The sequence below is a fragment of the Streptococcus parasanguinis genome, assembly GCF_031582885.1.
Classification (GTDB): domain Bacteria; phylum Bacillota; class Bacilli; order Lactobacillales; family Streptococcaceae; genus Streptococcus; species Streptococcus parasanguinis_M.
In genome coordinates, this window is sequence record NZ_CP133988.1 from 317501 (window position 1) to 343529 (window position 26029).

A 26029-nucleotide genomic window follows, 5' to 3' on the forward strand; every position below is an offset into this window, starting at 1 on the left:
AACCTTCCAGCACCGGGCAGGCGTCACCCCCTATACATCATCTTACGATTTAGCAGAGAGCTGTGTTTTTGATAAACAGTTGCTTGGGCCTATTCACTGCGGCTGACTGAAAGCCAGCACCCCTTCTCCCGAAGTTACGGGGTCATTTTGCCGAGTTCCTTAACGAGAGTTCTCTCGCTCACCTGAGGCTACTCGCCTCGACTACCTGTGTCGGTTTGCGGTACGGGTAGAGTATGATTAACGCTAGAAGCTTTTCTTGGCAGTGTGACGTCACTAACTTCGCTACTAAACTTCGCTCCCCATCACAGCTCAATGTTATAGAATTAAGCATTTAACTCAATTCACACCTCACTGCTTAGACGTGCACTTCCAGTCGCACGCTTTAGTTAGCCTACTGCGTCCCTCCTTCACTACATACTCTAGTACAGGAATATCAACCTGTTGTCCATCGGATACACCTTTCGGTCTCTCCTTAGGTCCCGACTAACCCAGGGCGGACGAGCCTTCCCCTGGAAACCTTAGTCTTACGGTGGACAGGATTCTCACCTGTCTTTCGCTACTCATACCGGCATTCTCACTTCTATGCGTTCCAGCACTCCTCACGGTACACCTTCTCCACACATAGAACGCTCTCCTACCATACCTATAAAGGTATCCACAGCTTCGGTAAATTGTTTTAGCCCCGGTACATTTTCGGCGCAGGGTCACTCGACTAGTGAGCTATTACGCACTCTTTGAATGAATAGCTGCTTCTAAGCTAACATCCTAGTTGTCTGTGCAACCCCACATCCTTTTCCACTTAACAATTATTTTGGGACCTTAGCTGGTGGTCTGGGCTGTTTCCCTTTCGACTACGGATCTTAGCACTCGCAGTCTGACTGCCGACCATAATTCATTGGCATTCGGAGTTTATCTGAGATTGGTAATCCGGGATGGACCCCTCACCCAAACAGTGCTCTACCTCCAAGAATCTTAATGTCGACGCTAGCCCTAAAGCTATTTCGGAGAGAACCAGCTATCTCCAAGTTCGTTTAGAATTTCTCCGCTACCCACAAGTCATCCAAGCACTTTTCAACGTGCCCTGGTTCGGTCCTCCAGTGAGTTTTACCTCACCTTCAACCTGCTCATGGGTAGGTCACATGGTTTCGGGTCTACGACATAATACTAATGCGCCCTATTCAGACTCGGTTTCCCTACGGCTCCGTCTCTTCAACTTAACCTCGCATCATATCGTAACTCGCCGGTTCATTCTACAAAAGGCACGCTCTCACCCATTAACGGGCTCGAACTTGTTGTAGGCACACGGTTTCAGGTTCTATTTCACTCCCCTCCCGGGGTGCTTTTCACCTTTCCCTCACGGTACTGGTTCACTATCGGTCACTAGAGAGTATTTAGGGTTGGGAGATGGTCCTCCCAGATTCCGACGGGATTTCTCGTGTCCCGCCGTACTCAGGATACTGCTAGGTATAAAGACTATTTCGAATACGAGGCTCTTACTCTCTTTGGCTGACCTTCCCATGTCATTCTTCTATAATCTTTAAGTCCATATTGCAGTCCTACAACCCCGAAGAGTAAACTCTTCGGTTTGCCCTCCTGCCGTTTCGCTCGCCGCTACTCAGGCAATCGCTTTTGCTTTCTCTTCCTGCAGCTACTTAGATGTTTCAGTTCACTGCGTCTTCCTCTACCTATCCTTAACAGATAGGAGTACTAGCCATTAGCTAGTGGGTTCCCCCATTCGGACATCTCTGGATCGTCGCTTACTTACAGCTCCCCAAAGCATTTCGTCGTTTGTCACGTCCTTCTTCGGCTTCTAGTGCCAAGGCATCCACCGTGCGCCCTTATTAACTTAACCTTATTTTTGGTCTTGCGACCTAAACTCTTTAAATATTTACAGCGTTTCGGTTTATTTTCTTGTTACTATTTGATATAGATATTCAATTTTCAATGTTCAATCTTAACACCCTTACAGTGTTAATGGAGCCTAGCGGGATCGAACCGCTGACCTCCTGCGTGCAAAGCAGGCGCTCTCCCAGCTGAGCTAAGGCCCCACAAGACCTCTCAAAACTAAACAAGACCAACGTACAGGTTTCCATTTCCTTAGAAAGGAGGTGATCCAGCCGCACCTTCCGATACGGCTACCTTGTTACGACTTCACCCCAATCATCTATCCCACCTTAGGCGGCTGGCTCCTTACGGTTACCTCACCGACTTCGGGTGTTACAAACTCTCGTGGTGTGACGGGCGGTGTGTACAAGGCCCGGGAACGTATTCACCGCGACGTGCTGATCCGCGATTACTAGCGATTCCGACTTCATGTAGGCGAGTTGCAGCCTACAATCCGAACTGAGACTGGCTTTAAGAGATTAGCTTGCCGTCACCGACTCGCGACTCGTTGTACCAGCCATTGTAGCACGTGTGTAGCCCAGGTCATAAGGGGCATGATGATTTGACGTCATCCCCACCTTCCTCCGGTTTATTACCGGCAGTCTCGCTAGAGTGCCCAACTCAATGATGGCAACTAACAATAGGGGTTGCGCTCGTTGCGGGACTTAACCCAACATCTCACGACACGAGCTGACGACAACCATGCACCACCTGTCACCTCTGTCCCGAAGGAAAACTCTATCTCTAGAGCGGTCAGAGGGATGTCAAGACCTGGTAAGGTTCTTCGCGTTGCTTCGAATTAAACCACATGCTCCACCGCTTGTGCGGGCCCCCGTCAATTCCTTTGAGTTTCAACCTTGCGGTCGTACTCCCCAGGCGGAGTGCTTAATGCGTTAGCTGCGGCACTGAGTCCCGGAAAGGACCCAACACCTAGCACTCATCGTTTACGGCGTGGACTACCAGGGTATCTAATCCTGTTTGCTCCCCACGCTTTCGAGCCTCAGCGTCAGTTACAGACCAGAGAGCCGCTTTCGCCACCGGTGTTCCTCCATATATCTACGCATTTCACCGCTACACATGGAATTCCACTCTCCCCTTCTGCACTCAAGTTAAACAGTTTCCAAAGCGTACTATGGTTAAGCCACAGCCTTTAACTTCAGACTTATCTAACCGCCTGCGCTCGCTTTACGCCCAATAAATCCGGATAACGCTCGGGACCTACGTATTACCGCGGCTGCTGGCACGTAGTTAGCCGTCCCTTTCTGGTAAGTTACCGTCACAGTGTGAACTTTCCACTCTCACACTCGTTCTTCTCTTACAACAGAGCTTTACGATCCGAAAACCTTCTTCACTCACGCGGCGTTGCTCGGTCAGGGTTGCCCCCATTGCCGAAGATTCCCTACTGCTGCCTCCCGTAGGAGTCTGGGCCGTGTCTCAGTCCCAGTGTGGCCGATCACCCTCTCAGGTCGGCTATGTATCGTCGCCTTGGTGAGCCGTTACCTCACCAACTAGCTAATACAACGCAGGTCCATCTCTTAGTGATGCATTTGCACCTTTCAAATCAACATCATGCGATATCGACTTTTATGCGGTATTAGCTATCGTTTCCAATAGTTATCCCCCGCTAAGAGGCAGGTTACCTACGCGTTACTCACCCGTTCGCAACTCATCCGCTCGGTGCAAGCACCAAGCTTCAGCGTTCTACTTGCATGTATTAGGCACGCCGCCAGCGTTCATCCTGAGCCAGGATCAAACTCTCATTAAAATAATTGTTTGTCTTAAACTCATTCTGTCACTGACAGATTTATTGTTTTTTTATTGTTCAGTTACTACAACTTTCGTTATAGCGCCCTGCACATTGGTTCGTCTTGTTCAGTTTTCAAAGGTCTTTGTCGCTCTCGCGCGACAACTATATTAGTATATCATGACCTTCTCTTACTGTCAATACTTTTTCTTAAAAAAATTTATTTTTTTGAAAGTTTTTTTAAAAGTAATAAAGAAAAGCCTGTATTACAGGCTTTTCTATTATTCTAGTTCTTTGTTAATGATGAGAAATTTTTCTTCTCCGTAACCTCTTTTCATTAAACCTGCTTCAGCTATGTCTAGAAGATCTTTTGAAAGGGATTGGATCGCTTCTTTTTCTTCTTTACTTAGAATTTTCTTTGAATATTTCTTTCTAAGTTTTCGATAGTCCTGTTCTTCATTTTTAAAAAATGAAGAATCTTCTAAATAGTTTTCCAGTTTTTCTAATTCTACAAACAAGCCCAACTCAAAGGCAATCGGGGCAAAAGTGGTTTCTAACGGTTGCGTACAAACACTTCTAAATTCCACAGTCCCACGAGCAGTTAAATCTTGAAATTGGTAACTTCGATGTTGTTTTAGATCTTCTTTTACAGGCTTAATGATCTTTTCATTTCCATCAGCCGTATAGGCTGTAATTTCTTTTTGATCTAGATAGTCTTCCGCTCGAATTGGTTTAAAATAATAAGATTTCCCCTCTCTAGTTGCCGTAAAAATAGCCGTTCTAGCGAGATTATTAAAAAACTCTTCTTCGCTTTGGTAGTCCTTAGGATAAATCCCTACATTTTCCTTATAATAACCATGTAAGGATTCTTCCCAGAAAATATCTCTGGCAATTTTTGTATCCCAAGCCTCTGCTGAAAATTCTGAGTTAGAAAACAAATATGCTTTTGCTGCTTCAATTTTATTAAAGGCATTAATGATGCGAAGATAGTTATCGCGCCTTACATCCAATTGAACCTGGTTTCCGCATATAAATGCTCCGTACGAAGGATAAGAGTGTGTTTTCATCCCTGTACCATTCATTGCAAGGAAAGCCATTAACATCTTGTATCGTTCGATTTTCACTGGGCTATTATCATTTTCTTGCCACAGAGGATGGATTCCGTGCCCTTGGATTTCGTGATTATTTTCTTGCAAAATCGGTTGAATAATCTTCAAATAGGCCTCAAAACGTTTGGCCACCTCATTTATAGAACGAGCTCTCTCAAATGCAAATTCAATTGTATTGTAACTCAACTCGAATAGAATACGATCTTTAGAAGAGCAGTGAATCAATTGAATAGGATTTTGATCGTCATCTATTTTTTCAACTTCAAAATCTGATAAGTTGGCTAAGGTTCGAAAAAGATTTTTCGTCACCTCTATATTTGTTTTGTTTCCATTTGTTTCTACAATCGGAAACTCTAATTCAACTCCGACAAAGAGTTCCGAATCCTCTTTCATATTACTAAGGTACTTCTCTTTTAGTAATTTAATTGCTTGTTGTTTTGTCATTGAATCCTTTTTCTTCTATTGGAGATATGGGTTTCATTATATCATTTTTTGTTATTCTCGACTACTCATGAAAAGCAAGACAAAACGCCTGCTTACGAAATTGTTTTAAATTAAAGCAATTTCGTAAACAAGCGTCTACCATTCATTCAATATGATGAGTGTTCCCGCTGGGGAAAATCCCCAGCGGTAGACCAGAGCTAGACTAAGAATAACAGTGTATTCCATCATCATAACACTCAACAAAATTGATGATATTATACCAATTCGATGATAGCCATTGGCGCAGCATCACCACGACGTGGTTCAGTTTTAAGGATACGAGTATATCCACCATTGCGCTCAGCATAACGAGGTGCTAATTCAGAGAACAATTTTTGAAGTGCAGTTGTTTCTGAGTATTTACCTGTTTCTTCATCAAAGTTTTGTGATGCAACTTCGTTACGTACGAATGCAGCAGCTTGACGACGTGCATGCAAATCACCACGTTTACCCAAAGTAATCATTTTTTCAACTGATTTACGGATTTCTTTCGCACGTGCTTCAGTTGTTACAATTGCTTCATTGATGATAAGATCTGTAGTCAAATCGCGAAGCATCGCTTTACGTTGTGAGCTAGTGCGTCCTAGTTTACGGTAAGCCATGTATTCCTCCTCTATTTATCGTTTTTTAACCCAAGGCCTAAGTCGGCAAGTTTGATTTTAACTTCTTCAAGACTCTTACGTCCCAAGTTACGAACTTTCATCATTTCTGCTTCTGATTTTTCAGTCAAATCGTAAACAGTATTAATGCCAGCACGTTTCAAACAGTTATATGAACGAACTGAAAGATCTAATTCTTCGATCGTACGTTCTAAAATGCGATCATCAGAAGTTGTATCCACTTCCTTCATAACATCTGTTGCAATAGCAATTTCAGTTAAGTTTGTGAATAGATTTAGGTGTTCTGTCAAAATACGAGCAGACAAACCTAAGGCATCTTCTGGAATGATTGTCCCATTTGTCAAAATTTCAAGGGTTAGCTTGTCAAAGCCATCGTTGCTACCAACGCGTGCTGGTTCAACTTGGTAATTGACTTTAGTCACTGGCGTATAGATTGAATCTACAGCAAGTGTTCCCACTGGTGCATCATCTTTTTTGTTTTGATCAGCTGGAACATAGCCACGTCCACTGTTTACAGTAAGCGTTGCTTTCAAAGATGCTCCTTCTCCGATTGTAAATAGATAATGATCAGGGTTTACAATTTCGATGTCACTATCAGTAAGAATATCTCCAGCAGTTACTTCTGCAGGTCCTTCTACATCAAGTTCAATAATCTTTTCGTCTTGGACGTAAGATTTAACGGCGATTCCTTTAACGTTAAGAATAATTTGCATAACGTCTTCACGGACTCCTGGAACGGTATCAAATTCGTGGAGTACACCTTCAATGTTGATTGAAGTGACAGCTGCACCTGGAAGTGAAGCCAGAAGTACACGACGAAGTGAGTTTCCAAGTGTTGTACCATAGCCACGTTCAAGTGGTTCTACGACAAACACGCCATAATCTTTGTTTTCATCAATTTTTGTTATATTTGGTTTTTCAAACTCAATCATTTGCTATACTCCCTCTTAAACGAAAAGCTGTGTAATTGTTGATGATTATACACGGCGACGTTTTGGAGGACGAGCACCATTGTGTGGTACAGGAGTTACATCGCGGATTGCAGTTACTTCAAGACCAGCAGCAGCAAGTGCACGAATAGCAGACTCACGACCTGAACCAGGACCTTTAACAGTTACTTCAACAGATTTAAGTCCGTGTTCTTGAGCAGCTTTTGCAGCAGCTTCTGATGCCATTTGAGCAGCAAATGGTGTAGATTTACGAGAACCTTTAAATCCAAGTGCACCTGCAGATGACCAAGCGATTGCGTTACCATGCACATCAGTAATCATAACAATTGTGTTGTTAAATGTAGCGTGAATATGAGCAATACCAGATTCGATATTCTTTTTCACACGACGTTTACGTGTTGGTTTAGCCAAGATTTTTACCTCCTTATTTTATTTTATTTTTTCTTACCTGCAATCGCAACAGCTTTACCTTTACGAGTGCGAGCATTGTTTTTAGTGTTTTGTCCACGAACTGGAAGTCCACGACGGTGACGGATACCACGGTATGAACCGATTTCCATCAAGCGTTTGATGTTCAAGTTTACTTCACGACGAAGGTCACCTTCAACTTTGATTGCGTCAACTTCACGACGGATAGCATCTTCTTGATCTGGTGTAAGATCGCGAACACGAATATCTTCAGAAACGCCTGCAGCAGCAAGGATTTTCTTAGATGTTGGAAGTCCGATACCGTACACATAAGTCAATGAAATTACTACACGTTTGTCATTTGGAATGTCAACTCCAGCAATACGAGCCATGTTTTCTCCTTTCTATCTTATCCTTGACGTTGTTTGTGTTTTGGATTTGCTGGGCAAATTACCATAACACGACCATTACGACGAATTACTTTACAGTATTCGCAAATTGGTTTGACCGATGGTCTTACTTTCATTTTTATCCCTCCAAGTTTTTCGATTATTTAAAGCGGTATGTGATACGTCCACGTGTCAAATCGTACGGACTCATCTCCACTGTAACACGATCTCCCGCTAAAATACGAATATAGTTTTTACGAATTTTACCAGAAACTGTTGCTAAAATCTGATGTCCATTTTCAAGTTCAACCGTAAACATAGCATTCGGCATTGTATCGACTACTTTGCCTTCTACTTCAATCACATCGTCTTTTGCCACGCAAAAGTACCTCCATAAATTTCGATTCATTCCTCTGAGCACAGAGGTAACAATTATAAGTCAGACTAACTAATTGTAACACTAGTTGTCCAATATTGCAAGTGACTAAAACGTTTTTATTTCAAATTCTCCAAGACTTTTTGGATATCTTTGAAGACGTCGTTGATGTCTTGATTTCCTTCAATATCATGGACCAATCCTTTTGCACGGTAATGAGCAAGAATTGGCTCACCTTGAGCAATATTTACATCCAAACGGCGTTTCACTGTTTCTGGTTTGTCATCTTCACGTTGGTAATAGTCTTCTTCCTTGTAGTCAGCTGGTGGGTTAAATACTTTATGGAAGGTTTCACCTGTTTCACGATGGATGATACGACCACTTAAGCGCTCGAGGAGGCAGGATGGATCCACTTCAATATTGATCACTCCTTCAAGCTCCAAACCAAGGTCTACCAAGATTTGATCCAAGGCATGAGCTTGTTCAATCGTGCGAGGAAAACCGTCCAAAAGGAATCCTTTTTCCTTAATGTCGTCTTGAGCCAAACGTTCTTTTACAATTCCGTTTGTCACATCATCGGGCACCAATTCACCTTTGTCAATGAATGATTTTGCCAATACACCCATTTCAGTTTGGTTAGCCATCGCTGCGCGGAACATATCGCCGGTAGAGATATGCGCTACGTGAAACTCTTCCACGATTTTCGCTGCTTGGGTCCCCTTACCTGCTCCAGGCAACCCCATAATTAAAAGATTCATGATGAATTCTCCTTATTTTGTTTTTAAATGGAAGCAGGAGCGAATTCCTATTTCCATTTAAAAACAAAATAGAAGGCTGACAAAGTCAACCTTATTCTATTCTGTTGTTGTGTCCATAAATCCGACATACTTACGTTTTAATAAGTAGCCTTCTAATTGTTTCATTCCCTCAATACCTGTTGAAATAATGATTAACAAACTAGTTCCTCCAAGAGCAACTGCATCTGTCAAACCAAATAAATCTCGAGCTAGGATTGGAATGATGGTAATAAGGCCAAGGAATACTGATCCGACGCTTGCTAAACGACGTAGCAAACGAGACATAAACTCTTCTGTCCCTTTACCAGGGCGAACGCCTGGGATATAGGCGCCACTCTTTTGAAGGTTTTCTGCCGTTTTTTCAGGATTGATCTGAACAAACGTGTAGAAGAAGGTGAAGAGAATGATCAGTAAGGCATACATTGCCACACCAGTTGGTGTGTTTGTAGCCAACATGGCTTGAGCTGTTTTCACCCATCCTGCATTGTAACCCATAGCGCTAATCACTTGGAAAATTGCAGCAGGCGCTGCTGTAATCGAACTAGCGAAGATGACAGGAATAACTCCTGCTGGGTTTACTTTCAAAGGAAGGTAAGAACTTGATGGAGCTCCTTGTGCAATCTTTGTATATTGGATTGGAATCTTGTATTGTGCTTGCTCTACAAAGGTTGTAAAGTAAACAATAACCAAGACAGCAAGGATTAATACCCCAACAAAAATGAGGGAATTGGTCATTTGACCAGAACGAACATTCACAAATGCATTTTCATAGATTTCTTTAATCATCTCAGGAATTGATGACACAATCCCTGCAAAGATAATCATTGAAACACCATTACCGTACCCTTTATCTGTGATTTGTTCTCCAAGCCAAGTCACAATCATGGAACCGGTCGTCAGAATCGCACCGATTAATAGATAGGTCTTGGTATTTGGAGTTGCGACTAATTTCGCCTGAGACAAGGTGTGGAAGGTTGCTGTAATCCCGATGGATTGAACAAAGGCTAGAACCAAAGAAATATAGCGTGTTGCTTGGTTGAGCTTTCTTCGACCAACTTCCCCTTGTTTGCCCCATTCAACAAACTTAGGTAACAGATCCATTTGCAAAAGTTGCACAACGATCGAAGCTGTGATGTATGGGCTAACCCCTAATGCGAAAACTGAGAAGTTCCTCATGGCATTCCCAGAAACCAAACTGAGCATGTTCAAGAAGGACACATCTTGAAGGTTGTTCAGAATTTTCGCATTTACACCAGGCACTGTAATCGTGGTCCCAATGCGGAAAACAAGAATGATGAAGATCGTAAATAAAATCTTCGACCGTACTTGTTTCACCTTAAATGCATCTTTTAATAATTTAAAAAACATAGGTCACCTCACTTAGATGACTTCAACTGAACCACCTTTAGCAGTGATAGCTTCTTCAGCTGATTTAGAGAATTTAGCTGCTTTAACAGTCAACTTCTTAGTCAATTCTCCGTTACCAAGAATTTTGATACCTGATTTTTCAGCTTTTACAATTCCTGATTCTACAAGTACTACTGGAGTTACTTCAGCACCATCTTCAAAGGCGTTCAATTGATCAAGGTTCACAATAGCATATTCTTTAGCGTTGATGTTTGTAAATCCACGTTTTGGAAGACGACGGAACAATGGAGTTTGTCCACCTTCAAAACCAAGACGTACACCGCCACCGCTACGAGCTTTTTGACCTTTTTGACCACGGCCAGAAGTTTTACCATTACCAGATGAAGTACCACGACCAACACGGTTGCGGACTTTACGTGAACCTGTAGCAGGTTGTAATTCATGAAGTTTCATTATTAATTTTCTCCTCTTTTGTAAATTGCTAACGCATGTAATCAGGAAAAGGTGTCCTAACTACAAACTCGCCTATACTTATATTTAGTTTTAGGGGATGAGAACCTCTCATACCCCTGAAAACTTTGTTTCTATTTCAAATAGATTATTTTACTTTTTCAACTGTTACTAAGTGAGATACAGCAGTGATCATACCACGTACTGCTGGGTTATCTTCTTTAATAACAGAGCTGTTCAATTTGCCAAGTCCAAGTGCTACAACAGTTTTACGTTGTGACGGAATGCGTCCGATTGGAGACTTAGTCAAAGTAATTTTAATTTGAGCCATTTGAATCTCCTTTCTTAAGCCAAGTCAGAAACTGAAATACCACGAAGGGCAGCAACTTCATCAGCGCGTTTCAATTGTGCCAAACCGTTAACAGTTGCACGAACGATGTTGATTGGAGTGTTTGATCCAAGTGATTTAGATGTAACATCTGCAATACCTGCCAATTCGACAACGGCACGAACTGCACCACCTGCAGCAACCCCAGCCCCTTCGATAGCTGGTTTCAACAATACACGAGCTCCACCAAATACTGATGTTACTTCGTGTGGAATTGTTGTTCCAACCATAGGAACTTCGATCAAGTTTTTCTTAGCATCTTCAACAGCCTTACGGATTGCTTCTGGAACTTCTTGAGCTTTACCAGTACCAAATCCAACACGGCCATTACGGTCACCAACAACTACAAGAGCTGCAAAACGAAGACGACGTCCACCTTTAACAACTTTTGTTACACGGTTGATGGCAACTACGCGTTCTTCAAGTTCAACTGCATTATCTTTAAATGCCATTTTCTAGTGTCCTCCTATTAGAATTTCAATCCGTTTTCACGAGCTGCATCAGCCAAAGCTTTAACACGTCCGTGATATAGATATCCACCGCGGTCGAACACCACTTCAGAAATACCTTTAGCAACTGCACGTTCAGCAACAAGTTTGCCGACAACAACGGCTTGTTCAGTTTTAGTTCCTTTTGAAACTTCTTTGTCAAGAGTTGAAGCGCTTGCGAGCGTTACACCCGCTACGTCATCAATTACTTGAGCGTAGATGCCTGTATTAGAACGGAATACGTTCAAACGTGGGCGATCAGCAGTTCCAGAGAGTTTTCCGCGAACGCGACGGTGGCGTTTTTGACGGATTTTGTTTTTATCTGGTTTCGAAATCACAATTTTCACCTCTTAATTTTAAAATCATGTGCTAAGCACTGAGTTGGTAAGATGAAGGTTGGTTGAAAAACAACCAAACTACATTATTTACCTGTTTTACCTTCTTTGCGGCGAACGTATTCACCAACATAACGGATCCCTTTACCTTTGTATGGTTCAGGTGAACGAAGGCTACGTACATAAGCAGCTGTTTGACCAACTACTTCTTTTGAAATTCCGCTAACAACGATTGTTGTTGGATTTGGAAGTTCAAAAGTAATTCCTTCTGGAGCTTCAACTTCGTCTGGGTGTGATTTACCAACAGCCAAAACAAGTTTTGATCCTTGAAGTTGTGCACGGTATCCAACCCCGCGCATTTCAAGTTCTTTCTTGAATCCTTCTGATACACCAGTAACCATGTTGTTCAAAAGGGCACGAGTTGTTCCGTGGATTGTTTTCATTTCTTTTGAATCGTTTGGACGGTGAAGTGTTACTTCAGTACCTTCCACACGAATTTCAATATCTTTTGAGAACTCACGAGTAAGTTCTCCTTTAGGTCCTTTTACAGTTACAACGTTGTCATTGTTAGTGATTTCAACACCAGCAGGCAACACGATAACTTTATTACCGATACGTGACATGTTTTTTATTCTCCTGTTAAATTGTCAGGCCTTTACGGGCCAGTTTTCACGGGGTTTAAATCTTTTTGATTTAAAAGTTAATGTTTAGGTCTCAATTTCTAAGTGAATCGAGGCATTGTCTCGCAAACATAACTTTGGGTTAGGTAAGAGACAATAACGAAGAATCACAACGAAATTGGGAGCTAAATATTACCAAACGTAAGCGACAACTTCTCCACCAACGTTCTTTTGGCGTGCTTCTTTATCAGTAAGCAAACCTTCAGAAGTTGAAAGGATAGCAATTCCAAGTCCGTTAAGAACTTTTGGAAGATCTTCACGTTTTTTGTAAACACGCAAACCTGGTTTAGATACACGTTTCAAGTTTGTGATAACTTTTTCACCGTTTTGTCCGTATTTCAAGAATACACGGATGATGCCTTGTTTGTCATCTTCGATGAATTCAACGTTTTTTACAAAACCTTCGCGTTTAAGGATTTCAGCAATCCCTTTTTTGATGTTTGATGCAGGTACTTCAAGTACTTCGTGTTTTGCTTGGTTAGCGTTACGAATACGTGTAAGGAAGTCTGCGATTGGGTCAGTCATAACCATTATAATTTCTCCTCTTACTAGTAGTTTGCAAGTTGCACTTGCTAGTTAATGATTGAGCTAGGCTCAGAAAGTTTTGATACATTCAAACAAGATAATCTCATTTGAACACGAGCTACAACCTGGGCAAAAAAGATAGATTTGTCTTGGAGCATCGCTCCTGCACCAAATCTCCTATTTTTGCTGGGGTTGTTACGCTCTTTGTATCATAGAATTACCAAGATGCTTTTGTGACACCTGGGATTTGACCTTTGTATGCCAATTCACGGAAGCAAACACGGCAAAGTTTAAACTTGCGGTAAACTGAGTGTGGACGTCCACAACGTTCACAGCGAGTGTATGCTTGAGTAGAGAACTTCGCTGGGCGTTTGTTCTTAGCAATCATAGATTTTTTAGCCATTAGTTTTACCTCCTATATTATTTTGCAAACGGCATTCCGAGGCCAGTAAGCAATGCACGTGATTCTTCGTCTGTGTTCGCTGTAGTTACGATTACGATATCCAAACCACGAGTTTTATCAACATCATCAAAGTTGATTTCTGGGAAGATCAATTGTTCTTTCACACCAAGTGTGTAGTTTCCGCGTCCATCAAATGATTTTGTTGGAACACCATGGAAGTCACGTACACGTGGAAGTGAAACTGTTACCAATTTATCCAAGAATTCGTACATACGTTCACCACGAAGGGTAACTTTTGCACCGATCGCAACACCTTCACGAAGACGGAAGCCGGCGATTGATTTTTTAGCCTTAGTGATCAATGGTTTTTGACCTGAGATCAAAGCAAGCTCTTCAGCAGCTTTTTCAAGGTTTTTAGCATTTGATACTGCATCACCGACACCCATGTTCAAAACGATTTTATCAACTTTTGGCACAGCCATAACTGATGAATAGTTGAACTGTTCAGTCAATGATGGTACTACTTCATTAAGGTATTTTTCTTTTAAACGATTAGCCATTATACTTCTCCTTTCCTTCGTGATTAGTCAAGCGCTTCGCCTGATTTTTTGTTGTAGCGAACTTTTTTGCCGTCTACAAATTTGTAGCCAACACGTCCAGCAACACCGTTTTTGTCCAAAACTTGAACGTTAGAAGCATGGATTGGAGCTTCTTTTTCAACGATTGCACCTTGAGGGTTTTCGTTATTTGGACGTTGGTGTTTCTTGATGATGTTTACACCTTCTACAACAACTTTATTTACTTTTGGAAGAGCAGTAAGAACAACAGCTTCTACGCCTTTGTCTTTACCAGCGATAACGCGAACTTTGTCGCCTTTTTTTACAAACATTTTATTCTCCTTTTATTCTTACGCCCGACGGGCACCCTGGCTGAGCCAGGGGACTGTGTTTGTTTTTTTATTGATTAAAGTACTTCTGGAGCAAGTGATACGATCTTCATGAATCCACCGTCACGCAATTCACGTGCAACTGGGCCAAAGATACGAGTTCCGCGAGGAGTTTTGTCGTCACGGATGATCACTGCTGCATTTTCGTCGAATTTGATGTATGAACCATCTTTACGACGAGCACCTGATTTAGTACGAACGATAACAGCTTTTACAACGTCACCTTTCTTAACCGCACCACCAGGAGTAGCTTGTTTTACAGATGCAACGATTACATCACCGATGCTCGCGAATTTACGTTTTGAACCACCAAGAACTTTGATTGTCAAGATTTCGCGTGCGCCACTGTTGTCAGCGACTTTCAAACGAGTTTCTGTTTGAATCATTTACGTTTTCTCCTTTCAGGTATGATTAGATGATGACCGCTTTTTCAACGACTTCTACAAGACGGAAGCGTTTTGTAGCTGAAAGCGGACGAGTTTCCATGATACGAACGATATCGCCTTCTTTAGCAACATTGTTTTCATCATGAGCTTTGTATTTTTTAGAATAGTTGATACGTTTACCATAGACTGGGTGGTTACGTTTAGTTTCAACTACAACTGTGATTGTTTTGTCCATTTTGTCAGACACAACGCGTCCAACAAGAACTTTACGATTATTGCGTTCCATTGAAATTCTCCTTCCCTAGTCTATTATTTAGCTTCTGATTGAACAGTTTTGATACGAGCGATTTGTTTTTTCACTTCTTTCAAACGTCCAGTTTGTTCCAATTGACCAGCAGCTGCTTGGAAACGAAGTTCAAACAATTCTTTCTTCAATTCATTTTCACGCTTCGCGAGTTCTTCTTGAGAAAGACCACGAAGTTCTTTAACAAATTCTTTTACTTCTGTAAGTTTCATGACCTCTCCTTATTCTGCTTCACGTTTCACAAATTTAGTTTTAACTGGCAATTTGTGGCTAGCAAGACGAAGTGCTTCGCGTGCGATCTCTTCAGACACACCAGCGATTTCGAACATTACTTTACCACGTTTAACTGGTGCTACCCAACCTTCAGGAGCCCCTTTACCAGATCCCATACGTACCCCGATAGCTTTAGCGGTGTATGATTTGTGTGGGAAAATCTTAATCCAAACTTTACCACCACGTTTCATGTAACGAGTCATGGCGATACGAGCAGCTTCGATTTGACGGTTTGTGATCCAGTGGCTAGTTGTAGCTTGAAGACCGTATTCACCGAATGCTACTTCTTTTCCACCTTTTGCTTCACCGCGCATTTTACCACGGAATTCGCGACGGTGTTTTACACGTTTAGGTACTAACATTGGTTATTTACCTCCTTTAGCGTCTTTACGAGCTGGAAGAACTTCACCACGGTAGATCCATACTTTAACACCAAGTTTACCGTAAGTAGTGTCTGCTTCTTCCCAAGCGTAATCGATATCAGCGCGAAGTGTGTGGAGTGGAACAGTTCCTTCAGAGTATCCTTCTGCACGGGCAATATCTGCACCGTTCAAACGACCTGATACTTGAGTTTTGATTCCTTTAGCTCCAGCACGCATAGCACGTTGGATCGCTTGTTTTTGTGCACGACGGAAAGCAACACGTTGTTCCAATTGACGAGCGATTCCTTCACCAACAAGGTGAGCATCCAAGTCAGGACGTTTGATCTCAATGATGTTGATGTGTACTTGTTTACCGGTCAATTTGTTAAGAGCTGCACGAAGTGCATCAACGTTTGCTCCACCTTTACCAATAACCATACCTGGTTTAGCAGTGTGAAGAGAAACGTTAACTTTGTTTACTGCGCGTTCGATTTCAATAGTTGAAACGGCTGCGTCAGCCAATTCTTTTTGAATGAATTTACGGATTGCAAGATCTTCATGAAGGTAATCCGCGTATTCTTTTTCAGCATACCATTTGGCATCCCAATCACGGATGATACCAACACGCATACCAATTGGATGTACTTTTTGACCCACGAGTTTACCTCCTTATTTTTCTGCAACAGCTACTGTGATGTGAGCTGTACGTTTGTTGATTGGTGAAGCTGAACCTTTCGCACGTGGACGGAAACGTTTCATAGTTGGTCCTTCGTTTGCGAATGCTTCAGATACTACCAAGTTAGCTTTTTCCAAACCAAAGTTGTTTTCAGCGTTTGCTACTGCTGAGTTCAACACTTTAAGGATGATCCCTGCAGCTTTGTTTGGTGTGAATGTCAAAATAGCGATGGCATCGGCTACGCTTTTACCACGGATGTTGTCAAGAACAAGACGTGATTTACGAGGTGAAACACGCACTGTACGAGCCATTGCTTTAGCTGAAGTAATTTCTGCCATTTATGTTCTCCTTATTTTCTACGTGTCTTCTTGTCGTCTGCCGCGTGACCTTTGTAAGTACGAGTTGGTGCAAATTCACCAAGCTTGTGACCTACCATGTCTTCTTGGATGTAAACAGGTACATGTTTACGTCCATCATAAACTGCGATAGTGTATCCGATGAAACTTGGGAAGATCGTTGAACGACGTGACCAAGTTTTAATTACTTTTTTCTTTTCGTCGTTTGCTTGAGCTTCAACTTTTTTCATCAAATGCTCATCGACGAAAGGTCCTTTTTTAAGACTACGTCCCATTTTGTAATTTTCTCCTTTAAAATTTAGTACCACAGCGGCTTGCGCTGCTATGCAGCGCTACCGAGCTGGCGGAAAGTGTAAGCTAGTTGCTTATGATTATTTTTGGTTGCGACGACGAACGATAAGTTTGTCAGATTTCGCTTTCTTGTTACGAGTTTTAAGACCAAGCGCAGGTTTACCCCAAGGAGTAGATGGCGCTTTACGTCCAACTGGTGCTTTACCTTCACCACCACCGTGTGGGTGATCATTCGGGTTCATTACAGAACCGCGAACTGTAGGGCGAACACCTTTCCAGCGGTTACGTCCCGCTTTACCAAGGTTAACAAGTCCATGTTGTTCATTTCCGACAACACCAACTGTAGCACGGCAAGTTCCAAGAATCATACGAACTTCGCCTGATTGAAGACGAACAAGTACATATTTACCTTCAGAACCCAATACTTGAGCAGAAGCTCCAGCAGCACGTACCAATTCTCCACCTTTACCAGGTTTCAATTCGATGTTGTGGATCAAAGTACCAACTGGGATGTTAGCAAGTGGAAGAGCATTTCCGACTTTGATATCTGCTTCTGGTCCTGATACGATGCGTTGACCTACTTCAAGACCTTTAGGGGCAATGATGTAAGCTTTCACACCGTCAGTGTAGTGTACAAGCGCGATGTTAGCTGAGCGGTTTGGATCGTATTCGATCGTTTTAACGACTGCTTCAACTCCATCTTTGTTACGTTTGAAATCGATCAAACGGTAATGACGTTTGTGTCCACCACCTTGGTGACGAACAGTGATACGACCGTTGTTGTTACGACCTGCTTTGTTTTTAAGAGAAACAAGCAAAGTTTTCTCAGGTGTGTTTGTTGTGATTTCAGCGAAATCCAAAGAAGTCATATTACGGCGACCGTTTGTTGTTGGTTTATAAACACGAATTCCCACGATATTTCCTCCTTAGATTATTCAGCTTCAGTAGCAAACAACTCGATTGCTTTAGAATCAGCTGCAAGCGTGATGATAGCTTTTTTAGTTTTTGAAGTAAAACCAGTGTAACGTCCAACGCGTTTTGCTTTAGGTTTTACGTTTACAGTGTTCACATTCGCAACTTTTACACCTTCAAACGCAGCTTCAACAGCTTGTTTGATCAAAAGTTTGTGAGCGCGAGTGTCAACTTCGAATACATATTTGCCTGCTTCAAGTTGAGCCATTGACTTTTCAGTGATAACAGGTTTTTTGATAACATCATACAAATTCATTATGCAAGAACCTCCTCGATTTTAGAGATAGCTGCTTGAGTAACAAGAAGTTTGTCACTATTTGCGATGTCAAGAACACTTGCAGTTGTAGCAGTCGCAACTTTCACGTTTGGAAGGTTACGAGCTGAAAGAGCTGCGAATTCATTTCCTTCTTCAAGAATAACAAGGACTTTAGAATCGATGCTCAAAGCTGCAAGAACTTTTGCAAATTCAGCAGTTTTTGGAGCTGTAAATTCAAGAGAATCAACGGCTACAAATTTGTTTTCAGCAACTTTTTCTGAGTAAACAGATTTAAGTGCAAGGCGACGAACTTTTTGAGGAAGTTTGTACGCATAGCTACGTGGAGTTGGTCCGAAGACGATTCCACCACCACGCCATTGTGGAGAGCGGATAGAACCTTGACGAGCACGTCCAGTTCCTTTTTGACGCCATGGTTTGCGTCCGCCACCTGAAACGGCTGAACGGTTTTTAACTGCGTGAGTTCCTTGACGAAGGCTAGCACGTTGGCTGATGATCACATCAAATACAACTGCTTGGTTTGGTTCGATACCAAAGATCGCATCGTTAAGAACAACTTCGCCCGCTTGTTTACCAGTTTGGTCGAATAATGTTACATTTGCCATTTTGACTGTATTCCCCTTTCCTTATTATTTACCAGCTTTAACTGCTGACTTGATAGTGATAAGAGATTTCTTAGCACCTGGTACGTTACCTTTGATAAGGATAACGTTCTTTTCTGGAACAACTTGTACAACTTCAAGGTTTTGAATCGTTACACGATCGCCACCCATGCGTCCTGCAAGGTTTTTACCTTTGAATACGCGGTTAGGTGCAACAGGTCCCATAGAACCTGGACGACGGTGGTAACGAGAACCGTGAGCCATTGGTCCACGTGATTGTCCGTGGCGTTTGATAACACCTTGGAAACCTTTACCTTTAGAAGTACCAGTTACATCAACAATGTCTCCAGCTTCGAAAGTGTCAACTGTGATTTCATCACCAACTTCCAAGCCTTCAACGTTTTTGAATTCACGAATGAAGCGCTTAGGAGCCGTGTTAGCTTTTGCTACATGTCCTTTAGCAGGTTTGTTGCTCAATACTTCGCGTTTGTCATCGAAACCAACTTGGATAGCGTTGTAACCATCTGTTTCAACAGTTTTAACTTGAAGAACAACGTTTGGAGTTGCTTCGATAACTGTTACAGGGATCAATTCGCCAGCTTCAGTGAAGATTTGAGTCATTCCCACTTTTTTCCCTAAGATTCCTTTTGTCATGAGAAAATAGTTCCTTTTCTATAGTTTTTTATTCAAAAAGTTTTTAACGAGCGTTTTTTATGCTCTGGATCAAGCTTTAGATTAAAGTTTGATTTCTACGTTTACACCACTTGGAAGATCCAATTTCATCAAAGCGTCAACTGTTTTTTGAGTTGGGTTGATGATATCGATCAAACGTTTGTGTGTACGCATTTCGAATTGTTCGCGAGAATCTTTGTATTTGTGAGTCGCACGAATGATTGTGTAGAGGCTACGCTCAGTTGGAAGTGGGATTGGACCCGCAACTTGTGCACCTGTACGAGTAGCTGATTCTACGATTTTTGCAGCCGCTGTGTCAAGTGTACGGTGTTCGTACGCTTTCAAACGGATGCGGATTTTTTTGTTTGCCATCTTTTTCTCCTTTTCGTCTATTTAAGATAATAGGCTAGCTCCACAAGAAAACCGACGCGCGTTGCGTGGCAATGCAACCGAGCGTGTCGCAACCTCTTGCATCAAAGCTAATAGCTGTTTTTCACAGCACCATAGTAGTTTAACACAAACAAAGGCCCAATGCAAGGGATTTGAGAAGATTTTTTTCGTTTTTTTGATGAAAGTGTTTTCGAAAGAAATAGAGTGGTAAAAAAGTTGCTATTATATAGGAAAAAGGGAGCGAGACAGAACAAATTTATATCCAATTTGTTCGTCGTCTCGCCCCCGCACAGTTGATTAGGTTATCTTTGGAGCTTAACAAGCGAACAAAGATACCAATCAACCACTGCGTCTAGCAGTTATTCCTATTATTCTCAGATGGCTGTCGTCTTTTTTCTTCCTATTTATCTATTTCTAGAAATTCCGTCCTGATTTGTTATAGCCATATTTTTCGACGAAATGCTCACGGAATTCTAAGAGATTGTCATCCATGATGGCTTGACGGACCTGCTTCATGAGGTTGATCAAGAAATACAAGTTGTGGTAGCTAGTCAAGCGAATGCCGAAGGTCTCATCTGCCTTGAGGAGGTGGCGAAGATAAGCTCGGGTGTAATTCTTACAAGTGTAGCAATCACATTCGGGATCCAGCGGTGTAAAGTCTTCTGCAAATTGCGCATTTTTCACTACCAGGCGTCCTTGGCTAGTCATACAGGTACCATTTCGCGCAATCCGCGTCGGCAAGACACAGTCAAACATGTCCACTCCACGAATAACGCCATCAATCAGACTGTCTGGAGCTCCTACTCCCATGAGATAGCGTGGCTTGTTCTCCGGTAAGAGCGGAGTTGTGAAATCCAGCACCGCATTCATCTCTTCATGGCTTTCCCCAACAGCTAAGCCACCGATGGAATAGCCTGGAAAGTCCATGCTGACCAAATCTTGAGCAGACTGACGGCGCAAGTCTTCAAATCCAGCCCCTTGAACAATCCCGAAAAGACCTTGATCATGAGGACGACGGTGAGCCTTCAGGCCACGTTCTGCCCAACGACTGGTCCGTTCGATTGATTTTTTCACATAATCATAGGGCTGATAGAACTGAGGGCATTCATCAAAGGACATCATGATGTCGCTCCCTAGATTGTTTTGGATCAAGATGGCCTTTTCTGGAGAGAGGAACATCTTCGAGCCGTTGAGGTGGTTTTTAAAGGTTACCCCTTCTTCGGTGATGTTGCGGGTATCCGCTAATGAATAGACCTGGAAGCCTCCACTATCTGTCAAAATGGGCTGGTCCCAGTTCATGAACTGGTGCAGTCCTCCTGCTTTTGCGACTAGATCATCCCCGGGACGAAGCCAGAGATGGTAGGTGTTGGCCAAGATAATTCCGGAACCCATTTCCTTGAGTTCTTCTGGTGATTGGGTCTTAACGGTTGCCTGAGTCCCTACAGGCATAAACATTGGGGTCGGGAAGGTCCCGTGAGGGGTGATAATTTCTCCCAGACGAGCACCTGTATGCTTTTCTTTTTTGATCAATCGATATTGAATCGGTGAATCTGTCATGGTTACCTCCGTACTGGGAAAAACAGTCCCAGCCTTCTTATTCCTGTCACAGTTTTCCTGTGAACACCTGTACGATTGTACCAAATTTTACCGGCTCTGTCACGGACTTATGTTATAATAAAAAGTACTACTATGAAGAGAGTGTCATCTATGAACCTTAAATTGATTCGCCTCCGGGCACGTACCATGCAAGTCCAGCAACCGGGCTTAGCTATCCTTTTTGCTCTTCCGGTCCTGTTGACCATTCTTGCTAATTTCCTCTTAAGTGGGCAAGATCTAGTCGATCTACTACCGGATATGACCTTGCAGCAAGCAAGTATCTACATGATCCAGCGACAGCTCTTTCCTTCCGTCGTCTCCTTTGTCATCTCCATTTTAGTGGTCGGTGCGACTTTTAGCTATTTAGATACGATTAATCCCAAGATTGAACACCGAACACGCGTGTTAGATATTTTTAAACAAGATCGCTTTACCTCTGTATTTGCTACCTTGATCTTGAAGCAAGCCGTTCTCTTTTTATGGGGACTCATCCTCTATGCGGGGAGCCTCATCAGCACCTACGCCAGCATTCGATTTTTGGCGATCTACGATAAGGTGAGCAACCCTAGCACTCTGAGTGCTTCCAGTCCTGAATTTCAATCTCTCATGCAACAAATGCCTCTGATGACTGCTGGCGTCGTACTTGGCCTGATCGGCCTCCTCTTTTACCTGCCACAATACTACAGTCTCAGCTTGGTCGAATTGATCCTCTACGAGCAATTACGAGACGGCGACTACAAGGGAGCCTTTGGAGTCCTTCGCCAAAGTCGTGAAACTATGAAAGGGTTCCGCAGCAATCGCTTGGTGCTCGATCTAACCTTGATTGGTTGGTACTTCTTGAATTACTTCACGCGCGATGTCATCGGCTTTTATACCATGCCTTACTTTATTAACTGCCAAATTGCCTTTTATGATCAAATCAAGCAGATCAAACAAGGGCCGCGCCATTTTACAGGCCATCCAAGCCATGAAACTGAATAAGAGTAAGAAGAAAACCCCAGCAAGCTGGGGTTTTCTTCTATGTCAATTGTTTATCATTTATAAACCGTATAGGGAGTCTCCTAAGATCAGTCGGGTGTGTTCTCGTTTGATACAGCGGTTCATGACGATATCTTCTCGTCCAGCTCCACGAAGGATTTCTTCTGCTTCTTGATTTTCCAGTTCCAATTGTGCCCAGAAAATTTTCACATCCGTCTCAATAAAATCACGTGCCACATCTGGTAAAAACTCACTGCGACGGTATACATCGACGATATCTACTGGGAAAGGAATCTCCTGCAGGCTAGCATACACCGTTTCTCCAAGAATCTGGCCACCAGCTGCACGAGGGTTGACAGGAATAATCCGATAGCCCCGCTCTTGCATCTCCTTGCTAACACGATGACTGGTCGTCTCTTCACGGTCAGATAATCCAACCACAGCGATGATCTTGCTGGTTTCTAGGTAATGTTTGATAATGCCATCACTAGGATTGCGAAATGAATAAGCCATAAGAATCTCCTTTTGTATGCGTTTCCTTTCTTTAAATAGTATAACAATACGGAAGGCATTGCAAGTGTTTGTCGTTAAAAGCGGCTGGGACAAAAGTCCTAGCCTCTCAATTATTTTTGGATTGTCGAGCAAGACGCAGTGGTTGAGTGGGCTCTACTACGCTGATTTCATCAGCTTTTACAGCCCTACTCAACTGTGCGGAGGTGGGACGACGAAATCGAATTCTAACGAATTACCGATTTCTGTCCCACTCTCTTTCTGTTTTGGATAAACTCAATTTTATTTGGCTTCATACCATGTCTTGCCTTCGTTTTCATCGGCTTCCAGTGGTACTGCAAGTTCGATAGCGGATTCCATGGTCTCTTTGACGAGTTCTTTGATCGCTGCCAGTTCATCACTTGGTACTTGCAGAACGATTTCATCGTGCACTTGAAGGAGCATCTTGGTCTTGTATGCTCCTCTTTCTAGCGCTTGGTCCAAGTGGATCATGGCAATTTTCAAGATATCTGCTGCAGATCCTTGGATTGGTGAGTTGATAGCCGTCCGCTCCGCAAAGCCTCGAACATTGAAGTTGCGAGAATTGATATCTGGAATCTCCCGACGACGCTTGAAGAGGGTTTCTACATAGCCTTTATCACGCGCTTCCCGTACCACTCTCTCCATATAGTCCTTGATGCCAGGGTAGCGTTCGAAGTAGGTCTCAATGTAGGCCTTGGCTTCTTTTCGACTGATCCCTAAGTTGTTAGACAGTCCAAAGTCGGAAATTCCATAAACTACACCGAAGTTTACTGCTTTTGCATTGCGACGGTCATTCGGCGTCACATCTTCTGGTTTTTCAATATTGAAGACGCGCATAGCAGTCGATGTATGGATATCTGCCCCATGTTTAAAGGCGTCAATCAAATGCTCATCTCCCGAAATATGGGCCAAGACGCGCAGTTCGATTTGTGAATAGTCCGAACTCAGCAAGACACTGTTTTCCTCTTCTGGGACAAAGGCCTTACGAATAAGACGACCTTGTTCCAAACGGACAGGAATGTTTTGCAGGTTGGGATCCACACTGGACAAACGGCCTGTCTGCGTCAAATCTTGTACATAGCGGGTATGGATCTTCCCATCTTCCAAAATCCAATCTTGAAGACCGATGACATAGGTCGACTGGATCTTAGCAATTTGGCGGTATTCAAGAATCTTAGACACAATCGGTGCAATTGGAGCCAGGCGTTCCAAGACATCAACGGCTGTTGAATAGCCGGTTTTTGTCTTCTTAGTATATTCAAGAGGGAGTCCCAATTTTTCAAAGAGGATGACCCCCAATTGTTTTGGAGAATTGATATTAAACTCTTCTCCTGCAAGCTCGTAGATTTCTTGAGTCAAGCGCTCCAAGACCACTTCGTTTTCCACCTGCATGTCTTCTAGGGTCTGACGCTCTACCTTGATCCCCGCGATTTCCATCTTGGCCAAAACAGCTGCTAGCGGTTGCTCCATATCATAGAGCAAATCTAGTTGGTCATGGGCCTGCAACTGCTCTACCATGGGCTCTTCGGTATCCAGTAGAACAGCGACTTTCCGGGCCAAATGCTCTAATAGGGCGGTCTTTTCTGGGATAGCTTTTTTGGCTCCCTTGCCATAAACGACTTCGTCCAGCGGTAGCGCAATCTGACTATAGAGACTCGCAATGGTTGAAATTTCATTGTCCTCTACGGTCGACAAGAGATACTTGGCCAATCGACTATCAAAAGCCGGCTTTTGCAAGGTAATGTCCAAGTGGCTGAGCAAGACCTTGGCCCGCTTAAAGTCATAGACCTTGAGGGGTGTTTTTTCGAGAAATTCTTTGAAAATCGGTGTTTGTAAAAGAGCAGTATCTGTACTTGCGTAGAGCTGACCTTTGGTCCCCCATGCGAAACCAATGATGGGTTCCGTATGGTAGTTGTCCCCAAAAATCTCGAAATGGAAGAAACTATCTTCCGTAAGCATATCTGGAGTGACTTGCTCGACTTCTGTATAGTCAATGGCTACAGGAGCCGCCTCTTCTCCACTGAGATCCAAGGCCTGACGGAGTTGCTTGAAGCCCATCTCCTCATAAAACTTGGCGAGATTTTCTAGATGAGGACCCGAATAAGTGATATCGTCCAGGCCAATTTCAATAGGCGCATTGGTATCGATGGTTGCGAGAGTCTTAGACAGATAGGCCTGCTCCTTGTCGTTGATGAGGTTTTCCTTCATCTTAGAAGCCTTCATCTCATCGATATGCTCGTAAATACCATCGAGAGAGCCATACTCTAGGAGTAGTTTGATCCCGGTCTTTTCTCCGATCTTAGTCACACCTGGGATATTATCCGACTTATCTCCCATCAAGGCCTTGAGGTCGATAAATTGCTCTGGTGTCAGCCCCATCTTTTCTTTCAGATAGGCTGGAGTGAATTCCTCAAACTCCGCTACCCCTTTTTTAGAGATTTCAACCACCGTATTGTCATCTGTCAGCTGGATCAAATCCTTATCCCCAGAGACAATGGTGACTTCAAAGGGTACTGAGGTAGCTTCTGCCATCTTATCTAGTGTTCCAATAATATCATCCGCTTCATACTGGGCCAGCTCATAATGACGGATTCCCAAATGATCTAATTGCTCACGAATGAAAGGAAACTGCTCACGGAACTCATCTGGAGTTTTTGCACGGCCCCCTTTGTAGTCGGCATACATCTCTGTCCGGAAGGTCGTCTTTCCTGCATCAAAAGCAACGAGGACATGGGTTGGTTGGATGCGCTCCAAGAGATGGCTCAACATGAGATTAAAGCCATAGACCGCGTTTGTATGCAGACCATTGGCATTTTTGAAGCGATCAATTTGATGATAGAGTGCGAAAAAGGCACGAAAAGCGACGGAAGACCCGTCGATGAGTAGTAATTTGTTCTTTTTTTCCATAGGCCTATTATACCACGAATCACAAGGTCTCTGGTACATAAAAACTCTACCCTTTCGGGTAGAGCCTTCTTTAGGAGTTTCTTATGAAAAATGAAGAGAAGTGTTTATTCGCCGTA

Annotated in this window: 34 protein-coding genes, 1 tRNA gene and 2 rRNA genes (1 of these 37 only partly in view); 1 reads left to right on the top strand and 36 read right to left on the bottom strand. The window is 43.0% G+C overall.

The window, feature by feature from the left end; translation table 11 throughout:
* The 34 genes from RDV49_RS01535 to tgt all read right to left on the bottom strand — a co-directional run.
* Positions 1 to 1852: ribosomal RNA gene (locus RDV49_RS01535) — 23S ribosomal RNA — on the bottom strand; it reaches 1050 nt to the left of the window's first position.
* Between the two features lie 123 nt (positions 1853 to 1975).
* A tRNA-Ala gene (locus tag RDV49_RS01540) sits at positions 1976 to 2048 on the bottom strand.
* Between the two features lie 53 nt (positions 2049 to 2101).
* A 16S ribosomal RNA gene (locus RDV49_RS01545) occupies positions 2102 to 3649 on the bottom strand.
* Together the 16S and 23S rRNA genes with 1 tRNA gene alongside form the textbook arrangement of a ribosomal RNA operon.
* Before the next feature lie 260 nt (positions 3650 to 3909).
* A complete protein-coding gene (locus RDV49_RS01550) occupies positions 3910 to 5181 on the bottom strand; it encodes a glutamate-cysteine ligase family protein (RefSeq protein WP_129299721.1) in 1272 nt (423 codons plus the stop codon).
* A gap of 254 nt (positions 5182 to 5435) precedes the next feature.
* Positions 5436 to 5822: a 50S ribosomal protein L17 gene (gene rplQ, locus RDV49_RS01555; protein WP_003002399.1), complete on the bottom strand. Its 387-nt coding sequence runs from the start codon at positions 5820 to 5822 to the stop codon at positions 5436 to 5438.
* 11 nt (positions 5823 to 5833) lie between these two features.
* Positions 5834 to 6772 carry a DNA-directed RNA polymerase subunit alpha gene (locus tag RDV49_RS01560; RefSeq protein WP_003009635.1) on the bottom strand — a complete coding sequence of 313 codons (939 nt, stop codon included), beginning with the start codon at positions 6770 to 6772 and terminating at the stop codon, positions 5834 to 5836.
* A gap of 45 nt (positions 6773 to 6817) precedes the next feature.
* Entirely contained in the window at positions 6818 to 7201 is a 384-nt protein-coding gene (gene rpsK / locus RDV49_RS01565; RefSeq protein WP_003002390.1) for a 30S ribosomal protein S11, read from the bottom strand.
* A gap of 23 nt (positions 7202 to 7224) precedes the next feature.
* Positions 7225 to 7590, bottom strand: coding sequence for a 30S ribosomal protein S13 (rpsM, locus tag RDV49_RS01570; RefSeq protein ID WP_003009631.1), 366 nt, complete (start codon positions 7588 to 7590; stop codon positions 7225 to 7227).
* A gap of 17 nt (positions 7591 to 7607) precedes the next feature.
* A complete protein-coding gene (gene rpmJ / locus RDV49_RS01575; protein ID WP_001808836.1) occupies positions 7608 to 7724 on the bottom strand; it encodes a 50S ribosomal protein L36 in 117 nt (38 codons plus the stop codon).
* A gap of 23 nt (positions 7725 to 7747) precedes the next feature.
* Positions 7748 to 7966 carry a translation initiation factor IF-1 gene (gene infA, locus RDV49_RS01580; RefSeq protein WP_001029883.1) on the bottom strand — a complete coding sequence of 73 codons (219 nt, stop codon included), beginning with the start codon at positions 7964 to 7966 and terminating at the stop codon, positions 7748 to 7750.
* 116 nt (positions 7967 to 8082) lie between these two features.
* The gene (locus RDV49_RS01585; protein ID WP_003009627.1) at positions 8083 to 8721 is read right to left on the bottom strand and encodes an adenylate kinase; all 639 of its coding nucleotides are present in this window, start codon (positions 8719 to 8721) and stop codon (positions 8083 to 8085) included.
* 96 nt (positions 8722 to 8817) lie between these two features.
* On the bottom strand, positions 8818 to 10128 hold the full coding sequence (secY, locus tag RDV49_RS01590; RefSeq protein ID WP_003009624.1) for a preprotein translocase subunit SecY: 1311 nt from the start codon (positions 10126 to 10128) through the stop codon (positions 8818 to 8820).
* Between the two features lie 12 nt (positions 10129 to 10140).
* Positions 10141 to 10581 carry a 50S ribosomal protein L15 gene (gene rplO / locus RDV49_RS01595; RefSeq protein WP_003002405.1) on the bottom strand — a complete coding sequence of 147 codons (441 nt, stop codon included), beginning with the start codon at positions 10579 to 10581 and terminating at the stop codon, positions 10141 to 10143.
* 145 nt (positions 10582 to 10726) lie between these two features.
* On the bottom strand, positions 10727 to 10909 hold the full coding sequence (rpmD, locus tag RDV49_RS01600; RefSeq protein WP_003009620.1) for a 50S ribosomal protein L30: 183 nt from the start codon (positions 10907 to 10909) through the stop codon (positions 10727 to 10729).
* 14 nt (positions 10910 to 10923) lie between these two features.
* The gene (gene rpsE, locus RDV49_RS01605) at positions 10924 to 11418 is read right to left on the bottom strand and encodes a 30S ribosomal protein S5 (protein ID WP_003009617.1); all 495 of its coding nucleotides are present in this window, start codon (positions 11416 to 11418) and stop codon (positions 10924 to 10926) included.
* Between the two features lie 17 nt (positions 11419 to 11435).
* Positions 11436 to 11792 carry a 50S ribosomal protein L18 gene (rplR, locus tag RDV49_RS01610; protein ID WP_003010871.1) on the bottom strand — a complete coding sequence of 119 codons (357 nt, stop codon included), beginning with the start codon at positions 11790 to 11792 and terminating at the stop codon, positions 11436 to 11438.
* An 83-nt stretch (positions 11793 to 11875) separates the two neighbouring features.
* On the bottom strand, positions 11876 to 12412 hold the full coding sequence (rplF, locus tag RDV49_RS01615; protein WP_003009612.1) for a 50S ribosomal protein L6: 537 nt from the start codon (positions 12410 to 12412) through the stop codon (positions 11876 to 11878).
* 189 nt (positions 12413 to 12601) lie between these two features.
* Positions 12602 to 13000, bottom strand: a complete 399-nt coding sequence (gene rpsH, locus RDV49_RS01620) for a 30S ribosomal protein S8 (protein WP_003009609.1) — start codon at positions 12998 to 13000, stop codon at positions 12602 to 12604.
* A gap of 211 nt (positions 13001 to 13211) precedes the next feature.
* Positions 13212 to 13397 (bottom strand): type Z 30S ribosomal protein S14, encoded by a 186-nt coding sequence (locus RDV49_RS01625; RefSeq protein WP_001085699.1) that lies wholly within the window; start codon positions 13395 to 13397, stop codon positions 13212 to 13214.
* A gap of 17 nt (positions 13398 to 13414) precedes the next feature.
* Positions 13415 to 13957 carry a 50S ribosomal protein L5 gene (gene rplE, locus RDV49_RS01630; protein ID WP_003009606.1) on the bottom strand — a complete coding sequence of 181 codons (543 nt, stop codon included), beginning with the start codon at positions 13955 to 13957 and terminating at the stop codon, positions 13415 to 13417.
* Positions 13958 to 13980: 23 nt separating this feature from the next.
* Positions 13981 to 14286: a 50S ribosomal protein L24 gene (gene rplX / locus RDV49_RS01635; protein WP_003009603.1), complete on the bottom strand. Its 306-nt coding sequence runs from the start codon at positions 14284 to 14286 to the stop codon at positions 13981 to 13983.
* A gap of 74 nt (positions 14287 to 14360) precedes the next feature.
* Positions 14361 to 14729 (bottom strand): 50S ribosomal protein L14, encoded by a 369-nt coding sequence (rplN, locus tag RDV49_RS01640; protein WP_003002384.1) that lies wholly within the window; start codon positions 14727 to 14729, stop codon positions 14361 to 14363.
* A gap of 25 nt (positions 14730 to 14754) precedes the next feature.
* Positions 14755 to 15015, bottom strand: coding sequence for a 30S ribosomal protein S17 (gene rpsQ / locus RDV49_RS01645; RefSeq protein ID WP_003009600.1), 261 nt, complete (start codon positions 15013 to 15015; stop codon positions 14755 to 14757).
* Positions 15016 to 15038: 23 nt separating this feature from the next.
* Positions 15039 to 15245, bottom strand: coding sequence for a 50S ribosomal protein L29 (gene rpmC / locus RDV49_RS01650; RefSeq protein ID WP_003002350.1), 207 nt, complete (start codon positions 15243 to 15245; stop codon positions 15039 to 15041).
* A 9-nt stretch (positions 15246 to 15254) separates the two neighbouring features.
* On the bottom strand, positions 15255 to 15668 hold the full coding sequence (rplP, locus tag RDV49_RS01655) for a 50S ribosomal protein L16 (protein WP_000960947.1): 414 nt from the start codon (positions 15666 to 15668) through the stop codon (positions 15255 to 15257).
* 3 nt (positions 15669 to 15671) lie between these two features.
* Positions 15672 to 16325, bottom strand: coding sequence for a 30S ribosomal protein S3 (gene rpsC, locus RDV49_RS01660; protein WP_003002336.1), 654 nt, complete (start codon positions 16323 to 16325; stop codon positions 15672 to 15674).
* Between the two features lie 12 nt (positions 16326 to 16337).
* Positions 16338 to 16682, bottom strand: a complete 345-nt coding sequence (rplV, locus tag RDV49_RS01665) for a 50S ribosomal protein L22 (RefSeq protein ID WP_000818139.1) — start codon at positions 16680 to 16682, stop codon at positions 16338 to 16340.
* Positions 16683 to 16693: 11 nt separating this feature from the next.
* Positions 16694 to 16975: a 30S ribosomal protein S19 gene (gene rpsS / locus RDV49_RS01670; RefSeq protein ID WP_000533766.1), complete on the bottom strand. Its 282-nt coding sequence runs from the start codon at positions 16973 to 16975 to the stop codon at positions 16694 to 16696.
* Between the two features lie 96 nt (positions 16976 to 17071).
* Positions 17072 to 17905: a 50S ribosomal protein L2 gene (rplB, locus tag RDV49_RS01675; protein WP_000512900.1), complete on the bottom strand. Its 834-nt coding sequence runs from the start codon at positions 17903 to 17905 to the stop codon at positions 17072 to 17074.
* 17 nt (positions 17906 to 17922) lie between these two features.
* Positions 17923 to 18219: a 50S ribosomal protein L23 gene (locus RDV49_RS01680; RefSeq protein WP_003009593.1), complete on the bottom strand. Its 297-nt coding sequence runs from the start codon at positions 18217 to 18219 to the stop codon at positions 17923 to 17925.
* Positions 18219 to 18842 (bottom strand): 50S ribosomal protein L4, encoded by a 624-nt coding sequence (rplD, locus tag RDV49_RS01685; RefSeq protein ID WP_003009591.1) that lies wholly within the window; start codon positions 18840 to 18842, stop codon positions 18219 to 18221. Before rplD ends, RDV49_RS01680 begins: the two co-directional genes overlap by 1 nt.
* 24 nt (positions 18843 to 18866) lie before the next feature.
* Entirely contained in the window at positions 18867 to 19493 is a 627-nt protein-coding gene (gene rplC, locus RDV49_RS01690) for a 50S ribosomal protein L3 (protein WP_003009588.1), read from the bottom strand.
* 81 nt (positions 19494 to 19574) lie between these two features.
* A complete protein-coding gene (gene rpsJ / locus RDV49_RS01695; RefSeq protein ID WP_003009585.1) occupies positions 19575 to 19883 on the bottom strand; it encodes a 30S ribosomal protein S10 in 309 nt (102 codons plus the stop codon).
* A gap of 432 nt (positions 19884 to 20315) precedes the next feature.
* Positions 20316 to 21458, bottom strand: a complete 1143-nt coding sequence (tgt, locus tag RDV49_RS01700) for a tRNA guanosine(34) transglycosylase Tgt (protein WP_003009582.1) — start codon at positions 21456 to 21458, stop codon at positions 20316 to 20318.
* A 150-nt stretch (positions 21459 to 21608) separates the two neighbouring features.
* Between tgt and RDV49_RS01705 the strand changes: the two genes are divergently transcribed.
* Positions 21609 to 22478: a DUF975 family protein gene (locus RDV49_RS01705; protein ID WP_003009579.1), complete on the top strand. Its 870-nt coding sequence runs from the start codon at positions 21609 to 21611 to the stop codon at positions 22476 to 22478.
* 57 nt (positions 22479 to 22535) lie between these two features.
* Here RDV49_RS01705 and RDV49_RS01710 read toward each other — a convergent pair whose 3' ends face one another.
* Both RDV49_RS01710 and polA read right to left on the bottom strand, forming a co-directional pair.
* Positions 22536 to 22988 carry a CoA-binding protein gene (locus tag RDV49_RS01710; protein WP_037608232.1) on the bottom strand — a complete coding sequence of 151 codons (453 nt, stop codon included), beginning with the start codon at positions 22986 to 22988 and terminating at the stop codon, positions 22536 to 22538.
* Between the two features lie 279 nt (positions 22989 to 23267).
* A complete protein-coding gene (polA, locus tag RDV49_RS01715) occupies positions 23268 to 25913 on the bottom strand; it encodes a DNA polymerase I (protein ID WP_003009574.1) in 2646 nt (881 codons plus the stop codon).
* Positions 25914 to 26029: the final 116 nt, after the last annotated feature.

Coding starts and splice junctions, on each gene's coding strand:
- tgt (WP_003009582.1), bottom strand. CDS start 21,458: ATGACAGATTCACCGATTCAATATCGATTGATCAAAAAAGAAAAGCAT.
- rpsM (WP_003009631.1), bottom strand. CDS start 7,590: ATGGCTCGTATTGCTGGAGTTGACATTCCAAATGACAAACGTGTAGTA.
- RDV49_RS01560 (WP_003009635.1), bottom strand. CDS start 6,772: ATGATTGAGTTTGAAAAACCAAATATAACAAAAATTGATGAAAACAAA.
- rplX (WP_003009603.1), bottom strand. CDS start 14,286: ATGTTTGTAAAAAAAGGCGACAAAGTTCGCGTTATCGCTGGTAAAGAC.
- rplP (WP_000960947.1), bottom strand. CDS start 15,668: ATGTTAGTACCTAAACGTGTAAAACACCGTCGCGAATTCCGTGGTAAA.
- RDV49_RS01550 (WP_129299721.1), bottom strand. CDS start 5,181: ATGACAAAACAACAAGCAATTAAATTACTAAAAGAGAAGTACCTTAGT.
- rpmD (WP_003009620.1), bottom strand. CDS start 10,909: ATGGCTCAAATTAAAATTACTTTGACTAAGTCTCCAATCGGACGCATT.
- rplN (WP_003002384.1), bottom strand. CDS start 14,729: ATGATTCAAACAGAAACTCGTTTGAAAGTCGCTGACAACAGTGGCGCA.
- RDV49_RS01705 (WP_003009579.1), top strand. CDS start 21,609: ATGAACCTTAAATTGATTCGCCTCCGGGCACGTACCATGCAAGTCCAG.
- rpsH (WP_003009609.1), bottom strand. CDS start 13,000: ATGGTTATGACTGACCCAATCGCAGACTTCCTTACACGTATTCGTAAC.
- rplV (WP_000818139.1), bottom strand. CDS start 16,682: ATGGCAGAAATTACTTCAGCTAAAGCAATGGCTCGTACAGTGCGTGTT.
- rpmC (WP_003002350.1), bottom strand. CDS start 15,245: ATGAAACTTACAGAAGTAAAAGAATTTGTTAAAGAACTTCGTGGTCTT.
- rpmJ (WP_001808836.1), bottom strand. CDS start 7,724: ATGAAAGTAAGACCATCGGTCAAACCAATTTGCGAATACTGTAAAGTA.
- rplF (WP_003009612.1), bottom strand. CDS start 12,412: ATGTCACGTATCGGTAATAAAGTTATCGTGTTGCCTGCTGGTGTTGAA.
- RDV49_RS01585 (WP_003009627.1), bottom strand. CDS start 8,721: ATGAATCTTTTAATTATGGGGTTGCCTGGAGCAGGTAAGGGGACCCAA.
- RDV49_RS01710 (WP_037608232.1), bottom strand. CDS start 22,988: ATGGCTTATTCATTTCGCAATCCTAGTGATGGCATTATCAAACATTAC.
- rplD (WP_003009591.1), bottom strand. CDS start 18,842: ATGGCAAATGTAACATTATTCGACCAAACTGGTAAACAAGCGGGCGAA.
- rplQ (WP_003002399.1), bottom strand. CDS start 5,822: ATGGCTTACCGTAAACTAGGACGCACTAGCTCACAACGTAAAGCGATG.
- rpsQ (WP_003009600.1), bottom strand. CDS start 15,015: ATGGAACGCAATAATCGTAAAGTTCTTGTTGGACGCGTTGTGTCTGAC.
- secY (WP_003009624.1), bottom strand. CDS start 10,128: ATGTTTTTTAAATTATTAAAAGATGCATTTAAGGTGAAACAAGTACGG.
- RDV49_RS01625 (WP_001085699.1), bottom strand. CDS start 13,397: ATGGCTAAAAAATCTATGATTGCTAAGAACAAACGCCCAGCGAAGTTC.
- polA (WP_003009574.1), bottom strand. CDS start 25,913: ATGGAAAAAAAGAACAAATTACTACTCATCGACGGGTCTTCCGTCGCT.
- rpsE (WP_003009617.1), bottom strand. CDS start 11,418: ATGGCATTTAAAGATAATGCAGTTGAACTTGAAGAACGCGTAGTTGCC.
- rplC (WP_003009588.1), bottom strand. CDS start 19,493: ATGACAAAAGGAATCTTAGGGAAAAAAGTGGGAATGACTCAAATCTTC.
- RDV49_RS01680 (WP_003009593.1), bottom strand. CDS start 18,219: ATGAATTTGTATGATGTTATCAAAAAACCTGTTATCACTGAAAAGTCA.
- rplO (WP_003002405.1), bottom strand. CDS start 10,581: ATGAAACTTCATGAATTACAACCTGCTACAGGTTCACGTAAAGTCCGC.
- rpsS (WP_000533766.1), bottom strand. CDS start 16,975: ATGGGACGTAGTCTTAAAAAAGGACCTTTCGTCGATGAGCATTTGATG.
- rplE (WP_003009606.1), bottom strand. CDS start 13,957: ATGGCTAATCGTTTAAAAGAAAAATACCTTAATGAAGTAGTACCATCA.
- rpsJ (WP_003009585.1), bottom strand. CDS start 19,883: ATGGCAAACAAAAAAATCCGCATCCGTTTGAAAGCGTACGAACACCGT.